Genomic DNA, 16,611 nt, shown 5'->3' with positions numbered 1-16,611 from the left:
CGCCAGAACCAGAATCACGGTAACTCGCAAAATCAAAACCCAAACCACCGTCCAAAACGTCAGAACCAGAACCGCCACTTAAAGTGTCAGAACCGTCAAGGCCGTAAAGATTGTCAGAGCCAGAACCACCTTGCAGTGTATCATCGCCTGACCCACCATCCAACGTATCATCGCCATCCAATCCCAGAAGAAAATCATTTCCGCTATAACCCATGATTGTGTTGTCAGCACTATTGCCTTCCAGATTTTCTGAATTTGCAGTGCCTTGCAAAAGATTTGCGATGATCATCGCAGGACGATCCGCGCCTGATCTGACGGAACGCATGATATCGTACCAGCTTAAAGACTGACCATTGTAACTATACACTTCGGTTTCATCACCACGCCAACTGATCAATGCACCATAGGATGTAGGAACGATATCCAGCTGAGACGCATCGTATAAGAATGGAAAATGCGACAGATCCAGTTCATCAACAGCCGGGTTAAAGTTTAAAACCCGGTCGCGCTGCTGGTCAAAGTCCAGCACAAAGACGTCGCGGCCTGCACCGCCATCCAAAGTGTCCTCGCCAAAACCATCGCGCAAAATATCATTGCCATCACCGGCCAATATCACATCTGAACCAGACGACCCCACCAGCAAGTCATCCAGACCCGAACCTGTCAAAGCACCACCACTGGCCATCGCCTGCAATACTTGGCCCTGGTCGCTGAGTGAAACGGAAAGTTGTGTCAAACCCGATGAACTCTGCGATGCTGCAAATATCTCAAGACTGTCACTGGTAGACATGGTACTTATCGCCGACACGTTTTCCAGACCGTTTGTCCCAGTACCATTGACCATGGTATCCAGATGCAGCAACTGCCCGCCGGGCATCAAAACAAACAGACTGACCCCATCATCGCCGCCACCTGCAATCACATAAACCCAGTCGCCATCTTCGACGACGGACAGGCTTTGTAACTGCCCAAACCGCGTATCAAGTGTATCCAGAATATGATCTGTAGGGATCAGTGTGCCATGTTCTGTGACCATCATCACACTGATCGCACCTGACGATCCGCCACTGGCCGCAGTCGCGACAATCACATAGGATGTCCCGTGAACCTGCACGACCTCAAGCGCGACAGGAACATTCAGCAACCCCAGACCACGGTCAGCCCCCATCGAACTGGCGATTGTTAACTGACCCGTCACATTATCAATCGCATAAGACGTCACGCCGCGGTCTTCTTTGTTCAGCGCAATCAAATAGCTGTTGTTCCCAATTGTCAGTTCTGCAACATCCACTGGCCGCGCAAATTGGCTGTCATTTGTGGTTTGTGCTGTGACATAACCACCCTGCCCGTCGGGCCGATAAGTTCCCAGCGTACCATCACTGGATACGATAAACAGAAAATCAGAGCTGCTCGGCTGCAACAAATCGCCAGGGCGGGGGCCATTATCCGACAGATCAATCGATTGCTGCGTACCAAATTCGCCATTGGCCTGAAACTCATACCCAATCAGACCAGCTTGGGTATCGGACGCCACCACCGCAACGCTACGATCATTAACTGTCAGAATTTCAATCTGCCCTGTTAGATTTGGCGACATAACCTCTGCAAAGTATAATGTGTCATGCGCCGTCAGGCTGCCATCTGACTGCAGCCGGAAGCTGACGATACCACCAACCTGCCCAGTCGTTGACAGGACATAGCTTTCCCCCCCGATTGTTTCTATCCGCAAGTCACGGATATCCGTTGCCAAAGATCCAAGATCCTGGCCGATAATCGACTTAAACTCCAACACGGCTTAACGCCCCTTTTCACTCACCAAGGACATCATGCAGGAAATTCCCTAACGAGAGCGTTATACATTATGTCAAAAATAAGGCAGTTACATAAAATCAAAATCTGTTTGTTTACTAAGATCGAAATTAAACCCAGATTTTTTATAAAAATAATCGCTATTTCATAATATCTTGGTGAACAGATATCGCTTTCTCTAAATCATCAAAATATTGCAACCGACCTTTTTCCAAAACAATACCGGCATTACAAAACTGGCGAACATCCCCCATCTGATGGCTTACCATTATGGCGCTGGACTGTTGCATACGTTCCTTAAAGACCGCGCGACTTTTTCTGCGAAACTGTGCATCACCAACAGCTGTGACCTCATCAACCAGATAAGTATCAAACCGAATGCCCATGGATGTGCCAAACGCCAGCCTGGACTTCATACCGGCAGAATAGCTGCGAACAGGCATGTTGAAATGCTTACCAATTTCAGCGAAGTCTTCGACAAAACCGATCAGGCTGTCGGTATCGACCCCGTAAATCCGACCGATAAAGCGCACATTTTGTGCACCGGTCAGTTCGGGATGAAACGAACCTGCAAAACCAACGGGCCAGGAAATTGTCCCATCACTGATAACATCGCCGCTGTCTGGTATCATCGTTCCCGCAATAATCTTAAGCAAAGTTGTCTTACCGGCCCCATTACGCCCCAACAAAGCAAGTGACTTGCCAGCCGGAAGCGTTGCCGTCAAATTATCAATGACAACTTTTCTTTCACCATTGACCCGAAAGCTTTTGGTTAAATTCTGGAAACGGATCATGATTACCGTCTGTCACGGATGCTATAGTATATAAGCGCCATTATGCTCCATGCGAGAACCAAAAACAAAACAGTCAGCCCCAAAAGAACGCCGCTTTGCGGAAACTCTGAACTTTGCGCAACGGTAGGCCGAATATAAGCCGCCAAATATCGACTTTGGCGTGACGCATCTGCGCGGGCAATGTCCAAGGCGCTCAATGCAGCACGATAGGTTTCCTCGGCATATTCCCGATCAACGACCAGGCTTTCGTACTCGGCTATCAACGATGGATAATCTGTACCGACTGCACCTGTTGCTGTGCTGTTTGAAGTGAACGTATTGCGTTCTTCTGCGATCCGCTGACGAATGACATCAATCCTACGCTGTACCTGCGACAGACGGGGATCAGATGATGTTGTACTTCCCAAAAGCAGATCATAGTCAATCAATGCTTCGGCCAGTTTTTGCTGCAAATTGTTCATGACGCCCAAGCGTCCCTGCAGATCGGCCTGAGGATCGACAATTTGGGTTCTGGTCCTGAAACTGGTCAAAGCTTCACGCGCAGATTTCAGGCGGTCCAATGCCGTGACCAGGTCAGCCTGTGCATAGCGCATTGCATCTTCGCGGGCAGAAACATTGAGTGCATTTATCATGTTCTGACTTTGCGAAAGAATGGCTTGCGCAATTTGCTGCGCCTTCTCGCGATCAAAGGCCAAAACACGCAATTCAATCAGACCGGTTGATTGATCATAAGAAATTCTGACAACACGCCTCCAGTAATTCAGCAAATCCTCTGTTGTGGCATTATCCGAAAGCGCAAATACAGGATCATAGGGCCATTCGCTGGAATAATGTTCAATCAAACCAACGTCTTCGTTGACCAGTTGCACAAGCTCTTGGCTTTGAATGAATTCATACAGCATATCCGTATCTGATGATACCGACGTGCCGGTAAAGCTTGCCAAGCCACCAAGAAGTTCCGTCGCGCCTGTAGATTCTTCCTGACGCACAGTAAAACCGGTTGTCGATGCATATTGGTCTTTTGCAATCACACTAAGATAAAAGAAAACCATAAAAACCGGCAAAACGACAATGATCAAAAAACTCAGAAAAACGCCCCAATGACGGATGCGCATCTTTGCGGCTGCTGCCATGGGGCGCAGACTAACGATTGTTGCAGCGCCATTATCGTCTTTGGATTTTGGCTGCTGTGCAACGGGTGTATCAGTCTTTGATCCAGTTTCCGAATTCTGGCCTGTTTGCGACGGTCTCGTCACCTGTGGCAGTGCCTGTCCAAGTATAACCGGCTTCGCTTTGTTATTATCAGACAAAAACACATCCCTTTACAAACAAGTGGATTTCATATGGGTATGTGTACATAGTAACTTCGCTATTTCCAATACTGGACTGCGCCAAGCTATGTCTGCGACGCACAATAATACAAAACCACCTGTCCCAAAGTTCAGCAACAGCGGATCAACACGACGCTATGCGACACTTCGCACGATCATAGCGCTTATTCTACGCGAGATGTCTACAAGATATGGCCGTTCACCCGGCGGTTATGTGTGGGCAGTGCTAGAGCCATTAGCGGCCATTATCGTACTGGCGGTGGCCTTGTCGCTTATAATCCGGAACCCGCCACTTGGAACAAGTTTCATACTGTTTTACGCAACCGGATTTCTTCCATTCAGTTTGTACCAGAACCTGTCCCTGACCATATCAAGGGCCATCGTATTTTCCAAAGCACTGTTGTTCTATCCGGTCGTGACGTGGCTGGACGCAATACTGGCGCGCTTCATTCTCAATAGCCTGACAGGCGTCATGGTCGCATATCTGCTGCTTATAATTTTACTGAACCTAACCGAAACCCGCACTGTTCTTGAAATAGGGCCAATCGTAAGCGGCATTGCACTTTCGATGCTTCTGGGCCTTTCAGTGGGTACCTTGAACTGTGCCTTTCTTGGGCTTTTCCCGACATGGGATGTCATTTGGTCGGTGATCACACGACCACTTTTTCTGGCATCCGGGATTTTGTTCATCTACGAAGACTTGCCGACGGTCGCCCAAAATATACTGTGGTATAATCCTTTGATGCACATATCCGGCCTATTCCGAAGCGGCTTTTACCCAATGTACAATCCGATATACGTGTCGGAACTTTATGTAATCATGTCGTCATTAATTGCACTGGCATTGGGGTTGCTTCTTTTGGGTCGATATCACAACGACATTCTTAATAACTAATATCCGGTCTTAATGCGCCTCGGCCCAGTTGGCACCTTGTCCGGCGTCCACTGTCAAAGGCACATCCAGTTTTACCGCAGGATCGGATGCATTTTCCATCACGCCCTTGGCGGCACTGACCAGATCATCCACCGCGTCTTCCGCCACTTCAAACAAAAGTTCGTCGTGCACCTGCAGCAACATCCTGGCAGGCAGGCCCTCAATCGCGGCAGGCATGCGGATCATCGCGCGGCGGATCACATCGGCGGCGGTCCCCTGAATAGGCGCATTGATCGCGGCGCGTTTGGCGAACCCGGCGGTGGGACCTTTGGCGTTGATTTCGGGCGTGTTGATCTTGCGCCCGAACAGCGTTTGCACATACCCGTGTTCTTTGGCGAATTTCGTCGTGTCGTCCATATAGCCGCGAATGCCGGGAAACCGTTCGAAATAGGTGTCGATGAACGCCTGCGCCTCGGCCCGCGGAATGCGCAGGTTACGGGCCAGGCCAAAGCCCGAAATACCGTAAATCACCCCGAAATTGATCGCCTTGGCCTGACGGCGGATCATCGGGTCCATCCCTTCGATGGGCACATTGAACATCTGACTGGCGGTCATCGCATGAATATCCTGACCTTCGTCAAACGCCTGTTTCAACGCGGGAATATCGGCGATGTGGGCCAGGATGCGCAATTCGATCTGGGAATAATCCAGCGCGACCAACACATTACCGGGCTCGGCCACGAACGCTTCACGTATCCTGCGGCCTTCTTCGGTGCGGATCGGGATGTTCTGCAAATTCGGATCGGTCGAGGCCAGCCGCCCCGTGTTCGCCCCCGCAATCGAATAGCTGGTGTGCACGCGGCCTGTATCCGGGTTGATGTGATCCTGCAGCGCATCGGTATAGGTCGATTTCAGCTTCGACAGTTGCCGCCAGTCCAGCACGCGCGCGGGCAGCTCATGTTCGGTTGCCAAGTCCTCTAACACATCGGCACCCGTGGCATAGGCCCCGGTTTTGCCCTTCTTGCCGCCCTCAAGCCCCATCTTATCAAACAGGATTTCGCCCAACTGCTTGGGCGATCCGACATTAAACGTTTGCCCGGCCAGTTCATGAATTTCCGCCTCAAGCCCCGCCATTTTCTGGGCAAAGGCATTGGACATCCGGCTAAGCGTATCGCGGTCGACTTTTACACCGGCCATCTCCATCTGCGCCAACACAGGCACCAACGGACGTTCGAGTGTTTCGTAAACCGTCGTGACCTGTTTTTGATGCAACTGCGGTTTAAAGGTTTTCCAAAGGCGTAGGGTGATATCGGCGTCTTCGGCCGCGTATTTAAAGGCATCATTGATTTTGACCCGGTCAAAGGTGATCGCAGATTTACCCGTGCCAATCAGGCTTTTGATCGGGATCGGCACATGACTTAGATATCGTTCGCTTAGCGTGTCCATGCCGTGATTATGCAGCCCTGCGTTCAACGCGTAGCTCATCAAAAGTGTGTCATCGATCGGCGCGACCGCCACGCCATTGCGCGCAAAAATCTTCTGGTCATACTTCATGTTCTGGCCGATCTTCAGGATACTGTCGTCCTCAAGCACCGGCTTGAGCATCTTGAGCGCCTCGTCTAGATCCATCTGCCCCTCGGCCAGTGCGTCTGAGCCGAACAGATCATCCGACGCGCCATCCTTATGGGTCAGCGGGATATAACAGGCCTGGCCCGGTTCAACACACAGCGAGATGCCCACCAGATCGGCCAGCATTTCGTTCAGGCTGGTCGTTTCGGTATCCACTGCCACATAGCCGCGTTCATAAATCCGGTCGATCCACACCTGCAGGCCAGCGGCATCGCGCACCCATTCGTAATCATCTGGCTTGAACGGCAATGCTTCAGGCGCATCCACCGGGTTGGCACCGGCGGGATCGACATCGGCAATCACAGGCGGCTCAACGTCCAGCGCGGTGGCGATGCGCTTGCTGAGTGTCCGGAACTCCATTTCCACCAGAAAGTCCAACAACTTGTCGGCATCCGGCTCGCGCACCTCAAGATCGTCAATGGTGAAATCCAGCGGTGTGTTTTCGTCCAACTGCACCAACTGCTTTGACAGTCGGATCTGATCCGCAAAATCAATCAACGTTTGGCGGCGCTTGGGTTGCTTGATCTCGCCCGCCCGTTCCAACAGCGTGTCCAGATCGCCGTATTCATTGATCAACAACGCCGCCGTTTTAACACCGATCCCCGGCGCACCGGGGATGTTATCGACCGAATCCCCCGCCAAGGCCTGCACATCGACCACGCGGTTGGGGCCAACGCCGAATTTTTCCTCGACCCCTTCGACATCGATGCGTTTGTTTTTCATGGCGTCCAGCATTTCGACACCGCCGCCCACAAGCTGCATCAAGTCCTTGTCCGAGCTGATAATCGTGCACCGCCCGCCCGCATCACGCGCCTGAACGGCCAGCGTGGCGATGATATCGTCGGCCTCATACCCCTCAAGCTCTTTGCAGGCGATGTTGAACGCCTCGGTTGCGGTACGGGTCAACGGGATCTGGGGGCGCAAATCCTCGGGCATGGCTTCGCGATTGGCTTTATATTGATCGTAAATTTCATTGCGGAAAGTATGACTGCCCTTGTCGAAAATCACCGCCACATGGGTCGGTGCATCAGGGCCGGTGTTGCCTTCAACATAGCGCTGCAGCATGTTGCAAAAGCCGCTGACCGCGCCAATGGGCAACCCGTCAGATTTCCGCGTCAGCGGCGGCAACGCATGATAGGCCCGGAAAATAAAGGCCGATCCATCAATCAGATGCAGATGACACCCTTTGCCGAAATTTCCCATAACCTGCATCCCCCATTCACTGTCACAAGAACAGCTACCCCGTTGCGGCGGGGGGGTCCAGACGCAGGTATCAGCTTTTCACAGCAATCCCGAATTTCGGCAAAACTTCAGCGGCAAAACTGTCATGAACAAACAGCTTATCGCAATAGCCACATTCAACATGACCATCATCGCGATCCACCGAATAATAGACACGCGGATGCCCCAGCGCGCCCTCGCCACCATCACAATGCACGCGCCATGTGGTCACAACTTCATATTCTGGCACGGGAACGGACATATATGGCTCCTTCGGTTGTCGCGGCGGCCGGTTTGGCCTAAGTCGATCACAGCAATAGGCCATCACCCCCGCACGGGCAAGGCCCAGAAGGAAACCGCGATGTCAGAACACGCCATTGAAATCACAGGCCTGCGCAAGACCTATGCCAGCAGTGCGGGCGAACCGCCCAAAGACGCCCTGAAAGGCATCGACCTAACCATTCCCAAAGGATCGATCTTCGGCCTTCTGGGTCCCAATGGTGCCGGAAAATCCACGCTGATCAATATCCTGGCAGGCCTCGTGCTGAAAACCACGGGCCAGGTTCGGATCTGGGGCTTTGATCAGGATGTGAATCCCCGCCAATCGCGTGCATCCATTGGGGTCATGCCGCAGGAACTGAACCTTGACCCCTTTTTCAGCCCCCGCAACGTGCTTGAAGTCCAGGCCGGTCTTTACGGCGTGCCCCGGTCCCAGCGCCGCAGCGACGAAATTCTGGCGATGATCGGCCTGACCGACAAAGCCAATGCCTATGCCCGCACCCTGTCGGGCGGTATGCGGCGGCGGCTGTTGCTGGGCAAGGCGCTGGTGCATCATCCCCACATCCTTGTGCTGGATGAACCCACGGCGGGCGTCGATATCGAACTGCGCAACATGCTTTGGACCAATGTCCGCAAATTGAACGAACAGGGCATGACGATCATCCTGACCACGCATTACCTGGAAGAGGCCGAACAGATGTGCGACGAAATCGCCATTATCAACCACGGAGAGGTCGTGGCCTGCGATACGACCCGCGCCCTGTTGGGCCGTCTTGATACGAAAACTATGGTGATCGAACCCGAAACTGCCGTGCCCGAAGCACTGCAAATGCCCGGCGGGATCGAGATGTGCCCCCGCAGCGACGGCACATTGGCCTTTAACTACAACCGCACCAAAGTCAGCGCCGAAACCGTGCTGAAAGCCGTCCACGACGCAGGTATCCGCATCAAAGACGTCAAAACAGTCGAGGCCGACCTGGAAGACGTATTCCTGTCACTGACATCGTCGACTGCATGAAAATACGGCGGCAGTATAATTGGGTCAAAGTCGGGCTTTAGGCCATACTTTTTGTGTTTAAACCGAAAGCAGCTTCTCAATGACTGCCTCCATTTATTTCATCCAGCTTTTCATTGCCCCGGCGGCGAAAAGAAGCCACGCAACAGGATGATCTGCCCATCTTCGTTAAAGGTGAAGTGGTTGATCCCGTCGAACGTGATTTCAATACCGTCAGGTGTCGTGCCACGCCCTTGCCATTTCGCAACGGCTTCGTTTCCGACAACGTGGACGAAGCTCTCATAAAGGCCGATCTCTTGGAACGCGCCCACAAAGCCCTCGCCTTGTGCCAGTATTGCTTCAGGAGTGTTCTTCACCGGGAACCCCACTGGATCATCCAGCACGGCATCTGTTGCGAATGCAGAAGCCCATTTTGCGGCATCCATACTGCGTGTGCCTTCAAAGTACGTCTCGACCCATTCATGCACAATGGCGGGATCATAGGCACTTGCCTCTGGCGATACTTGCGTTTGCATCACATCTTGAGCATTTATTGCGGTGGTCATCGCGGCAATGGCCACAGCTGCGAGTGTTCTACGAAACATGATGTGTCCTTTCGGTTTAGAATTGATCAGTTATTTTCAGCAAGAATCAGCTGGCCGCCGCCGGTGTCGAAACCATTGATTGATGTGACGCGCAAAGTTCCTGTCGCCCCTTCAAAACGGCCAGTGCCACCGACGAAAGTGCCTTCGACAACGAAACGCGTGCTTGTGCCTTCAAATTCCAACTCTGTGGCGTCATACGACAGGTAAAGCCATCCAGTGCCCGGCGCGCTGCCGTCGATCTCGTGCATATGAAAGCGCATAATACCGCTTAGGTTCGGGCCATCCGGTGTCAACCGAAACAGTGTGGCTGCATCAAGGTGAGCATTGCCGCTTGGGCCGTCTTCGTTTTCAAACCGGAACTTCCAAGCGCCTGTCAGATGCCCAGCACGGGCGATAACCGATTGTTTCATGTCCATGATATCATGCGTTTGTCCAAAGGCATATCCGCCTGAAACCTCGAAGTTCATCTCTGTCTCCTGTGCGAAGGCAGCGCTGGCCGTCAGGGCAATTGCTGCAAGTGCTGTCGTCAGTTTCTTCATGTCATCCTCTTACTTTCGCAACGTTACGTCTCGTATATAAATAGCCATAAGGTCTTGTCAATACGCAACGTTGCGTTTATTAAAAAATAAGGAGAACTCATATGACTGATCAACCATCGCCCCCCCGCGGACGCCCTCGCGACCCCAAAAGCCACGCTGCCGTGTTGGATGCGGCTTTCACTGTTCTCGAACGGGAAGGATACGCAGCCACGACAATTGAACGGATTGCGGCGCAAGCGGGGGTCGCAAAACAAACCATCTATCGGTGGTGGAAGGGCAAGGCGCCTTTGTTCATGGAAGTTCTTGCGCGCAAAGCAAACCAATCGGTCCAATTGCCAGATACGGGTAGCTTTCAAGGGGATCTCACCGCACTGCTCACAGGAACCTTTGCTGCGGTTTCGACGACCCTACGACCATTGATGCGCGCGCTTGCGGTTGAGCTGCTTCAAGATGAAGAGTTCGCAGGCGCGATGCGCGACGTATTCGTTCAACGTCGACGTGCCAATGTGCGCGCACTGGTCCAGCAGGCGATCGGACGAAGCGAATTACCGGTGGACACGGACGTCGAACTTGTCTGCGATCTTGTCTTCGGCATCATGTGGTATCGTTTGATGTTCGATCACGCACCGTTGGATAAATGTGCCGCAAGACAAATCGCCTGCGCCGCGACGGCCGCCGCGGTTCAAAACAATGTCTAACAGAACAGACTTGCCTTGATCCCATAAGCAGGTTTTGCTCGAAAGTCAGCACTGCCCCACATAACTGACCTCTACCGAACCCTTACAATGCATACATCCTTAACAACCGCTTACCTTTTACCAAAACCTTACCCACCGGTTCTTATTGACAGAATCGATAACGCACCCTTTCCATCCATCACACGCAGTTTTGTACAAAACTTTAAGTACAAAACCCGTGTACAAAATATACAAAACTGCGTGCGCATGGGATCCCGGGGCCCCACCTCGCGCAACGGTCGGTGGGGTAAGGTTCAGGGTGACGTAGGGGAATTCGGGCCTAATTCGCGGGATTTACGATGCGTCCAAGGTCGCGGCCTGCGATGATATGGACATAACAAATGGTCGGATTTATTTATTCAAACTAAACGCGCGTAATATTTTATTGTTTAATATCATGGCCTTACGAATTGCGCGCCGATATCACCACGATCTTGCGGGGTGCTAAGTCTGCGCAGGTTTTGCGTGTTGTCCACCGTATACCCCTTACCATTCGTCAGTTCAGCCATAATCACTGCCAAAGGACCGTTCAAATCCGTCCCAATAGAAACATCCCGCCCATCCATTTCAGCCTTGGCCGATATAATCGATACGATCTTTGGTTCGCCTTGCTCAAACGTGAAAACAGGTGACCCGGATGAGCCAAAATCAACTTCGCACGACATCACCAAAGTCCCATGCCGACGCGCGAGTACGTGGCAGGAGTCTTGAATGGATGGCGCGTTAGAGCGATCATGAGCATACGAAACTACGCCAACTTTGGCACCTTTTCTGGGCCTGGAATTCATCTGAAATGGTGTGATACGCGTATCGCGGATCGGGCGTATAAGCTGCAAAACAGCAATATCATTCCTAATCCGACCCCCGCCAACGTCTGTGTTGAACTTATAATCTGGATGAACAACCACGCGCTTGATCTCTCGGTAGGATTGCGCCCTGCCGTTGCGCCAGCCTGCCAAGAACTGCATTTTGTTATGATCCAATGGGGCGCCCGTGTTTTGATCAAACAGGCAATGCGCTGCAGTTAAAACCAGATCAGGCGCGATCAATGAAGCAGTACAGAACCCGCGACCCGAGATATCCAATTGTCCAACTGCATCCCATCCACGACTGTCATCGGCTGTTTGCATCTGCATCAACCCACTATCATCCGCCAAGAGGGGGGCTGCCAGCATGGATAAAAAGCCAGCCATGATAATAGAAAAACGCATCAAAACCCTCGGAATAGTGCAAGTCGCAAAACTGCATGAAATTCTGCGTACAACTTTGACTGGTAAATTGGATTGCGCAACAAAAAAGCCGCGCTGGATTTCAGCGCGGCTTCAAGTGTTGTGAGAAGGCGACTTTATTTATCGTCTTCGTCTGTTTCTTCAGCGTCTTGTGCTTCAACAGACGCAGGCGCGTCTTCGGCCAGTTCGTCCAATGCTGCCCCGCCAATGTCATCAAACAGTTCAGAGATTTCAAATTCAGCCGCAGCTTCTTCTTCTGCCGCCAATTCCTGAATTGATTTACCAGACGCCTGCAGTTCTGCTTCTTCCTGCGACCGCGCAACGTTCAATGTGATCGTCGCTTCGACCTCGGGGTGCAGCGATACTTTCACGTCGTGCAGACCAAGTTCCTTGATCGGTTCAATCAATGCAACCTGCTTGCGATCAACAGAAAATCCGTCAGCTGTTGCTGCATCAGCTGCGTCACGCGTTGTAACAGACCCATACAGAGATCCCGAATCAGAGGCTGAGCGAATAACGATGAACTGTTGTCCATCCAGTTTCGCAGCCATATCTTCGGCTTCTTTTTTAGTTTCCAAGTTGCGTGCTTCCAACTGCGCTTTTTGTTCTTCGAACTGCGTAATATTGGCTTGTGACGCGGTTAGTGCTTTGCCTTGCGGCAACAAAAAGTTGCGGGCATATCCTGGCTTCACATCGACGACTTCGCCCATCTGACCCAGCTTTGCCACACGTTCTAAAAGGATGACTTGCATGTCTTTCTCCTTACTTTACAGCGTATGGCAACAGCGCCAGAAAGCGGGCGCGTTTGATTGCACGGGCCAACTCACGCTGTTTTTTAGCGGATACAGCAGTAATACGGCTGGGAACGATTTTGCCACGTTCCGAGATATAGCGCTGCAGTGTACGCGTGTCTTTATAATCGATTTTCGGGGCATTCTCGCCAGAGAAAGGACAAACCTTGCGACGGCGGAAAAATGGTTTTGCGGCCATAACTTAGTTTCCTTTCTTAACGACGACGGTCGCCGCGATCACCACGATCGCCGCGGTCACGATCGTCGCGCTTTTGCATTTGAATTGATGGGCCTTCGGCATGTTCATCAACTTTGATTGTCAGAATACGCATCACATCTTCATGCAGACGCATAAGACGTTCCATTTCCTGAACAGCGGGTGCCGGTGCATCCGTGCGCAAATAGGCATAGTGGCCCTTGCGGTTTTTGTTGATCTTATAGGCCATCGTCTTGATGCCCCAATATTCACTGTCAACAAGTTTGCCGCCATTGTCGGCAAGGACAGTTCCGAAGTGTTCAACCAACCCTTCGGCTTGCGTGTTGGACAAATCCTGACGCGAAATAAACACATGCTCATACAGTGGCATGGTCTCTCCTGTTTTGTTCCGGCGCACTTCAAAGGGCAGGGTCTTACATCTTCCACATCCCACCCACGAGAGGTCACGCGATTGAATCACCTTGCGGAAGATGGGCCTTCATACACTGTCCGCGAAATTTCGCAAGAGCGCCCAAGTGTTGTCGCAATTAACGTTAGGTTGGAACAGAATAGAATATGATGAGGTCAGACCGATGAACAACAAAACGGCCGAAAAGATACAGCAAGGCGCACAGTTTATAATAGAGGACGAAGACTGGGGATTTATCATCCGCGGCACCTCAAAATCATCACTTCGTACGACAATCGCACAAGTCAGTGCATGGATTACAGCCACCTTGTTATTCTTGGCGGCATTGGGTCTTTGGATTGCGCCGGCCATATCTGCAGGTCAAGATATCGTTTATATAAAGGCGGGCGCATCCATATTTTTTGTCACTATTGGCATTCTGCTTTTGTCTTATTCGGTGCGTGGTACAAAATCTGAATTTCACTTTGATGACGTCAGACACGAAGCACGTGAAGTCATCGTAAACAGATCCGGTGCCCCAACAGAATTGACCTGCTATGACTTCCAAGACCTTGATGGCGTCACAATTCGCCGCCTGAACAAGGACAAGAAAGCCGAAACCCTTTTGTTAAGCTATAAAAATGGTATGCATTTTGTACCTGTTATTTCGGGTGACAGTCAGGATTTGATTGAGCTTAAGAAGCGTGTATTGATGCATCTTGGGGAACGCGAAACGCCAAAAGTTTCACTAAAATCGACAGGCCAAACAAAAAAATTGTTTGGCGAAAAAATTATGTCTAACGCTGCTTGAAAATCTGATCTGTTCGCCAGCGAACAGACCCTGTTGAACAAAGGCCCTTGCCCTGCGACAATTTAAAGCGATGTTACCGGTATGTCCAAATCAACCGGAGAAACGCTTATGAGATCTGTTGCCTTTGCTGCCGCCCTTGCGCTTTTGTCTGCCCCTGCTTTCGCAGCTGCAGAGAAATACATGCTAGATTCCAGTCACAGCCAAGTCGTGTTCAGCTATAACCACCTTGGGTTTTCAACAACTTACGGAATGTTCTCGGGCTTCGAGGGCGAAGTTATGTTTGATCAGGAAAATCCAGAAAACTCTAGTGTTAACGTATCGATGCCAGTCAAAAGCATGTTTACAGGCTGGGAAAAACGGGAAGAACATTTCTTTTCTGCCGATTTCTTTGGTGCAGGCGATGATGATATGATCACATTTACATCGACATCTATCGAAGTGACCGGCGACGACACGGCCATGATCACCGGTGATTTAACGATGAATGACGTCACACAATCTGTTGTGTTGGATGCCAAGTTGAACGCTACAGGCAATCACCCTATGGCCAACAAACAGTGGGCTGGTTTTGATGCAACAACAACGCTGAAACGTTCAGACTTCGGCGTTGGTGCATTTGCCCCTGCGGTTTCAGATGAAGTCGAAGTGGTTATTTCAATTGAGGCCGCAAAAGCGGACGAATAATCAAGAACTAAAAGCGCTGCATCTTGCAGCGCTTTTTACATTTAGTCAGACATCGCTGACGGTTTTGGCCCGCCTGTTGCCCAATCAAGCAATTCGACCGTGTGAACCATCGGGATATCCGTGCCAGATCCAATCTGCATCATGCAGCCAATGTTACCCGTAGCGATGATGTCTGGTGTTTTCGCTTCAAGTGTCTCAACTTTGCGCGCCTTTAGCTGTTTCGAAATCTCGGGCTGCATCAAATTGTAAGTTCCGGCCGATCCACAACATAAATGACTGTCCGCTGGTTCAACAACCTTAAAGCCCGCGCGTTTCAGCAGATCTTTGGGATAGGTCTTGATCTGTTGACCATGCTGCAAAGAACACGCCGCATGATAGGCCACTTTTATCCCCTGATCTTGTAACTTCGGGATATCCAGCTTCATCAAAACTTCGGACACGTCCTTTGCGATTGCGGCGATATTCGCCGCATCTGTGGCTAGATCGGATTGTCGGAACATATGGCCATAGTCTTTGACTGTCGTGCCGCAACCGCTGGTGTTGATCACAATGGCGTCCAGTCCATCCCCCTGTAATTCGCGAGTCCAGGCGTGGATGTTTTTAGCGGCTGTTGCGTGACTTTCGTCGGTTTTACCCATGTGATGGGTCAGCGCGCCGCAACAGCCTTGACCATCCGCGATGACCACATCACAGCCAAGGCGTGTCAGTAGCCGGATCGTTGCATCATTGATATCAGTGTTTAGCGCACGCTGTGCGCATCCGGTCATCAGGGCCACACGCATCTTGCGTTCACCTTGGGCCGGAAACACCTGAGGATCGTCATTTCGACTGACCGGAGGGATCGTTTTCGGTGCCATTTCAAGCATTGCACGCAGCCGTGCGTCTGGCACCAAGGCACGGAACGGACGGCCCAGCTTTGCGCCTGCCAATGCCAGCCGAAACCGCATAGGATAAGGCAGAATTTTCGACAAAATCCACCGCAACGCGCGATCCCCAAGGGGCCGTTTATACCGCTGTTCGATATATTCCCGTGCATGGTCAACCAGATGCATATAGTGCACACCCGACGGACAGGTTGTCATACAGGCCAGGCAACTTAAGCATCGGTCGATATGCTTAACCGTTTTCTCATCAGGGTCACGGTCATTTTCCAGCATGTCCTTGATCAGATAAATCCGCCCCCGGGGGCTGTCCAATTCATCCCCCAGAACCTGATAGGTCGGGCAGGTGGCTGTACAGAACCCGCAATGCACACAACTGCGCAAGATCTCATTCGATCGCTGGATCGCCGGGTCTTTTAGCTGTTCGGGCGTAAAAGTGGTTTGCATTAGAATGGTCCAAACATGATGAAAGCACCCACAGGGGCAATAAGGATGACAAGTGCCGGAAGATAAAGTGTTGGAAGGCCCCTGCGAAGACGATACCAGCGCCAAATCTGTGCTGGGGTGACCAGCGCAATAACAATACCACTACCAATCAGTGGAATTAGTTCGATTCCATGGAACCAATCGTCCGGACCACTTGATGGTTTAAGCGGCAAGACCAACATCGCAGCTAATATCCACAGCACGACAGATCCTGCTAAAGCCCAGAAAAAAACGCGCCCCGCAGGCATACAAGCCAAGAAAAGCAAGACAAGTAACGGTGTACTGAAAGCAAAGATTAAAAATGCCCCCATG

General features: G+C 51.4%; 18 protein-coding genes. 5 read left to right on the top strand and 13 right to left on the bottom strand.

Translation table 11 applies throughout. The features are described 5' to 3' along the window. From HRQ87_RS03710 to HRQ87_RS03700, 3 genes are all read right to left on the bottom strand, one after another. On the bottom strand, nt 1-1,792 hold a 1,792-nt coding region (locus HRQ87_RS03710), incomplete at its 3' end, for a hypothetical protein (protein WP_174135309.1). 157 nt (nt 1,793-1,949) lie between these two features. Further along, on the bottom strand, nt 1,950-2,603 hold the full coding sequence (locus HRQ87_RS03705; RefSeq protein ID WP_174135307.1) for an ABC transporter ATP-binding protein: 654 nt from the start codon (nt 2,601-2,603) through the stop codon (nt 1,950-1,952). Between the two features lie 2 nt (nt 2,604-2,605). After that, nucleotides 2,606-3,919: a KpsE/RkpR family capsule polysaccharide export protein gene (locus HRQ87_RS03700; protein ID WP_425501499.1), complete on the bottom strand. Its 1,314-nt coding sequence runs from the start codon at nt 3,917-3,919 to the stop codon at nt 2,606-2,608. An 82-nt stretch (nt 3,920-4,001) separates the two neighbouring features. Here HRQ87_RS03700 and HRQ87_RS03695 point away from each other — a divergent pair, with 82 nt between their 5' ends. Then, a complete protein-coding gene (locus tag HRQ87_RS03695) occupies nt 4,002-4,829 on the top strand; it encodes an ABC transporter permease (protein WP_174135305.1) in 828 nt (275 codons plus the stop codon). 9 nt (nt 4,830-4,838) lie between these two features. On the opposite strand, the gene polA is transcribed toward HRQ87_RS03695, so the two are convergent. Together polA and HRQ87_RS03685 are read right to left on the bottom strand one after the other, a co-directional pair. Then, complete coding sequence (gene polA / locus HRQ87_RS03690) at nt 4,839-7,640, bottom strand: DNA polymerase I (protein ID WP_174135303.1); 2,802 nt, start codon at nt 7,638-7,640, stop codon at nt 4,839-4,841. 70 nt (nt 7,641-7,710) lie between these two features. Next, on the bottom strand, nt 7,711-7,920 hold the full coding sequence (locus tag HRQ87_RS03685; RefSeq protein WP_174135300.1) for a zinc-finger domain-containing protein: 210 nt from the start codon (nt 7,918-7,920) through the stop codon (nt 7,711-7,713). A 99-nt stretch (nt 7,921-8,019) separates the two neighbouring features. Between HRQ87_RS03685 and HRQ87_RS03680 the strand changes: the two genes are divergently transcribed. Continuing rightward, entirely contained in the window at nt 8,020-8,955 is a 936-nt protein-coding gene (locus HRQ87_RS03680) for an ABC transporter ATP-binding protein (RefSeq protein ID WP_174135298.1), read from the top strand. 110 nt (nt 8,956-9,065) lie between these two features. Here the strand turns inward: HRQ87_RS03680 and HRQ87_RS03675 are convergent, their stop codons facing one another. Continuing rightward, complete coding sequence (locus HRQ87_RS03675; RefSeq protein WP_174135296.1) at nt 9,066-9,536, bottom strand: nuclear transport factor 2 family protein; 471 nt, start codon at nt 9,534-9,536, stop codon at nt 9,066-9,068. Nucleotides 9,537-9,562: 26 nt separating this feature from the next. Next, nucleotides 9,563-10,075 (bottom strand): hypothetical protein, encoded by a 513-nt coding sequence (locus HRQ87_RS03670; protein ID WP_174135293.1) that lies wholly within the window; start codon nt 10,073-10,075, stop codon nt 9,563-9,565. Nucleotides 10,076-10,176: 101 nt separating this feature from the next. Here HRQ87_RS03670 and HRQ87_RS03665 point away from each other — a divergent pair, with 101 nt between their 5' ends. Next, nucleotides 10,177-10,773 (top strand): TetR/AcrR family transcriptional regulator, encoded by a 597-nt coding sequence (locus HRQ87_RS03665; protein ID WP_174135290.1) that lies wholly within the window; start codon nt 10,177-10,179, stop codon nt 10,771-10,773. A gap of 434 nt (nt 10,774-11,207) precedes the next feature. Here the strand turns inward: HRQ87_RS03665 and HRQ87_RS03660 are convergent, their stop codons facing one another. The 4 genes from HRQ87_RS03660 to rpsF form a co-directional block, all read right to left on the bottom strand. After that, nucleotides 11,208-12,023 (bottom strand): trypsin-like serine peptidase, encoded by an 816-nt coding sequence (locus HRQ87_RS03660; protein WP_246251658.1) that lies wholly within the window; start codon nt 12,021-12,023, stop codon nt 11,208-11,210. A 134-nt stretch (nt 12,024-12,157) separates the two neighbouring features. Next, entirely contained in the window at nt 12,158-12,793 is a 636-nt protein-coding gene (rplI, locus tag HRQ87_RS03655; protein ID WP_174135288.1) for a 50S ribosomal protein L9, read from the bottom strand. 10 nt (nt 12,794-12,803) lie between these two features. Further along, nucleotides 12,804-13,031 carry a 30S ribosomal protein S18 gene (rpsR, locus tag HRQ87_RS03650; RefSeq protein ID WP_174135286.1) on the bottom strand — a complete coding sequence of 76 codons (228 nt, stop codon included), beginning with the start codon at nt 13,029-13,031 and terminating at the stop codon, nt 12,804-12,806. A gap of 16 nt (nt 13,032-13,047) precedes the next feature. Beyond that, nucleotides 13,048-13,419, bottom strand: a complete 372-nt coding sequence (gene rpsF / locus HRQ87_RS03645; protein ID WP_174135284.1) for a 30S ribosomal protein S6 — start codon at nt 13,417-13,419, stop codon at nt 13,048-13,050. A 202-nt stretch (nt 13,420-13,621) separates the two neighbouring features. Here rpsF and HRQ87_RS03640 point away from each other — a divergent pair, with 202 nt between their 5' ends. Both HRQ87_RS03640 and HRQ87_RS03635 read left to right on the top strand, forming a co-directional pair. Beyond that, a complete protein-coding gene (locus tag HRQ87_RS03640; RefSeq protein ID WP_174135282.1) occupies nt 13,622-14,248 on the top strand; it encodes a hypothetical protein in 627 nt (208 codons plus the stop codon). A 108-nt stretch (nt 14,249-14,356) separates the two neighbouring features. Continuing rightward, the gene (locus HRQ87_RS03635) at nt 14,357-14,932 is read left to right on the top strand and encodes a YceI family protein (protein ID WP_174135279.1); all 576 of its coding nucleotides are present in this window, start codon (nt 14,357-14,359) and stop codon (nt 14,930-14,932) included. 41 nt (nt 14,933-14,973) lie between these two features. Here the strand turns inward: HRQ87_RS03635 and glcF are convergent, their stop codons facing one another. After that, nucleotides 14,974-16,260, bottom strand: coding sequence for a glycolate oxidase subunit GlcF (gene glcF / locus HRQ87_RS03630; RefSeq protein WP_174135277.1), 1,287 nt, complete (start codon nt 16,258-16,260; stop codon nt 14,974-14,976). Beyond that, nucleotides 16,260-16,610, bottom strand: a complete 351-nt coding sequence (locus HRQ87_RS03625) for a hypothetical protein (protein ID WP_174135275.1) — start codon at nt 16,608-16,610, stop codon at nt 16,260-16,262. Before HRQ87_RS03625 ends, glcF begins: the two co-directional genes overlap by 1 nt. Between the last annotated feature and the right edge of the window lies 1 nt (nt 16,611).

Source organism: Parasulfitobacter algicola (assembly GCF_013315265.1).
Classification (GTDB): Bacteria; Pseudomonadota; Alphaproteobacteria; order Rhodobacterales; family Rhodobacteraceae; genus Parasulfitobacter; species Parasulfitobacter algicola.
This window is presented reverse-complemented; position numbering and strand designations above follow the sequence as displayed.

Bases quoted from the DNA above. Each gene is read 5' to 3' on its own strand.
- HRQ87_RS03675 (WP_174135296.1), bottom strand. From the start codon at position 9,536: ATGTTTCGTAGAACACTCGCAGCTGTGGCCATTGCCGCGATGACCACC.
- rpsF (WP_174135284.1), bottom strand. From the start codon at position 13,419: ATGCCACTGTATGAGCATGTGTTTATTTCGCGTCAGGATTTGTCCAAC.
- rpsR (WP_174135286.1), bottom strand. From the start codon at position 13,031: ATGGCCGCAAAACCATTTTTCCGCCGTCGCAAGGTTTGTCCTTTCTCT.
- glcF (WP_174135277.1), bottom strand. From the start codon at position 16,260: ATGCAAACCACTTTTACGCCCGAACAGCTAAAAGACCCGGCGATCCAG.
- HRQ87_RS03705 (WP_174135307.1), bottom strand. From the start codon at position 2,603: ATGATCCGTTTCCAGAATTTAACCAAAAGCTTTCGGGTCAATGGTGAA.
- HRQ87_RS03665 (WP_174135290.1), top strand. From the start codon at position 10,177: ATGACTGATCAACCATCGCCCCCCCGCGGACGCCCTCGCGACCCCAAA.
- HRQ87_RS03680 (WP_174135298.1), top strand. From the start codon at position 8,020: ATGTCAGAACACGCCATTGAAATCACAGGCCTGCGCAAGACCTATGCC.
- HRQ87_RS03640 (WP_174135282.1), top strand. From the start codon at position 13,622: ATGAACAACAAAACGGCCGAAAAGATACAGCAAGGCGCACAGTTTATA.
- HRQ87_RS03685 (WP_174135300.1), bottom strand. From the start codon at position 7,920: ATGTCCGTTCCCGTGCCAGAATATGAAGTTGTGACCACATGGCGCGTG.
- HRQ87_RS03625 (WP_174135275.1), bottom strand. From the start codon at position 16,610: ATGGGGGCATTTTTAATCTTTGCTTTCAGTACACCGTTACTTGTCTTG.
- polA (WP_174135303.1), bottom strand. From the start codon at position 7,640: ATGGGAAATTTCGGCAAAGGGTGTCATCTGCATCTGATTGATGGATCG.
- HRQ87_RS03670 (WP_174135293.1), bottom strand. From the start codon at position 10,075: ATGAAGAAACTGACGACAGCACTTGCAGCAATTGCCCTGACGGCCAGC.
- HRQ87_RS03660 (WP_246251658.1), bottom strand. From the start codon at position 12,023: ATGCGTTTTTCTATTATCATGGCTGGCTTTTTATCCATGCTGGCAGCC.
- HRQ87_RS03635 (WP_174135279.1), top strand. From the start codon at position 14,357: ATGAGATCTGTTGCCTTTGCTGCCGCCCTTGCGCTTTTGTCTGCCCCT.
- HRQ87_RS03695 (WP_174135305.1), top strand. From the start codon at position 4,002: ATGTCTGCGACGCACAATAATACAAAACCACCTGTCCCAAAGTTCAGC.
- rplI (WP_174135288.1), bottom strand. From the start codon at position 12,793: ATGCAAGTCATCCTTTTAGAACGTGTGGCAAAGCTGGGTCAGATGGGC.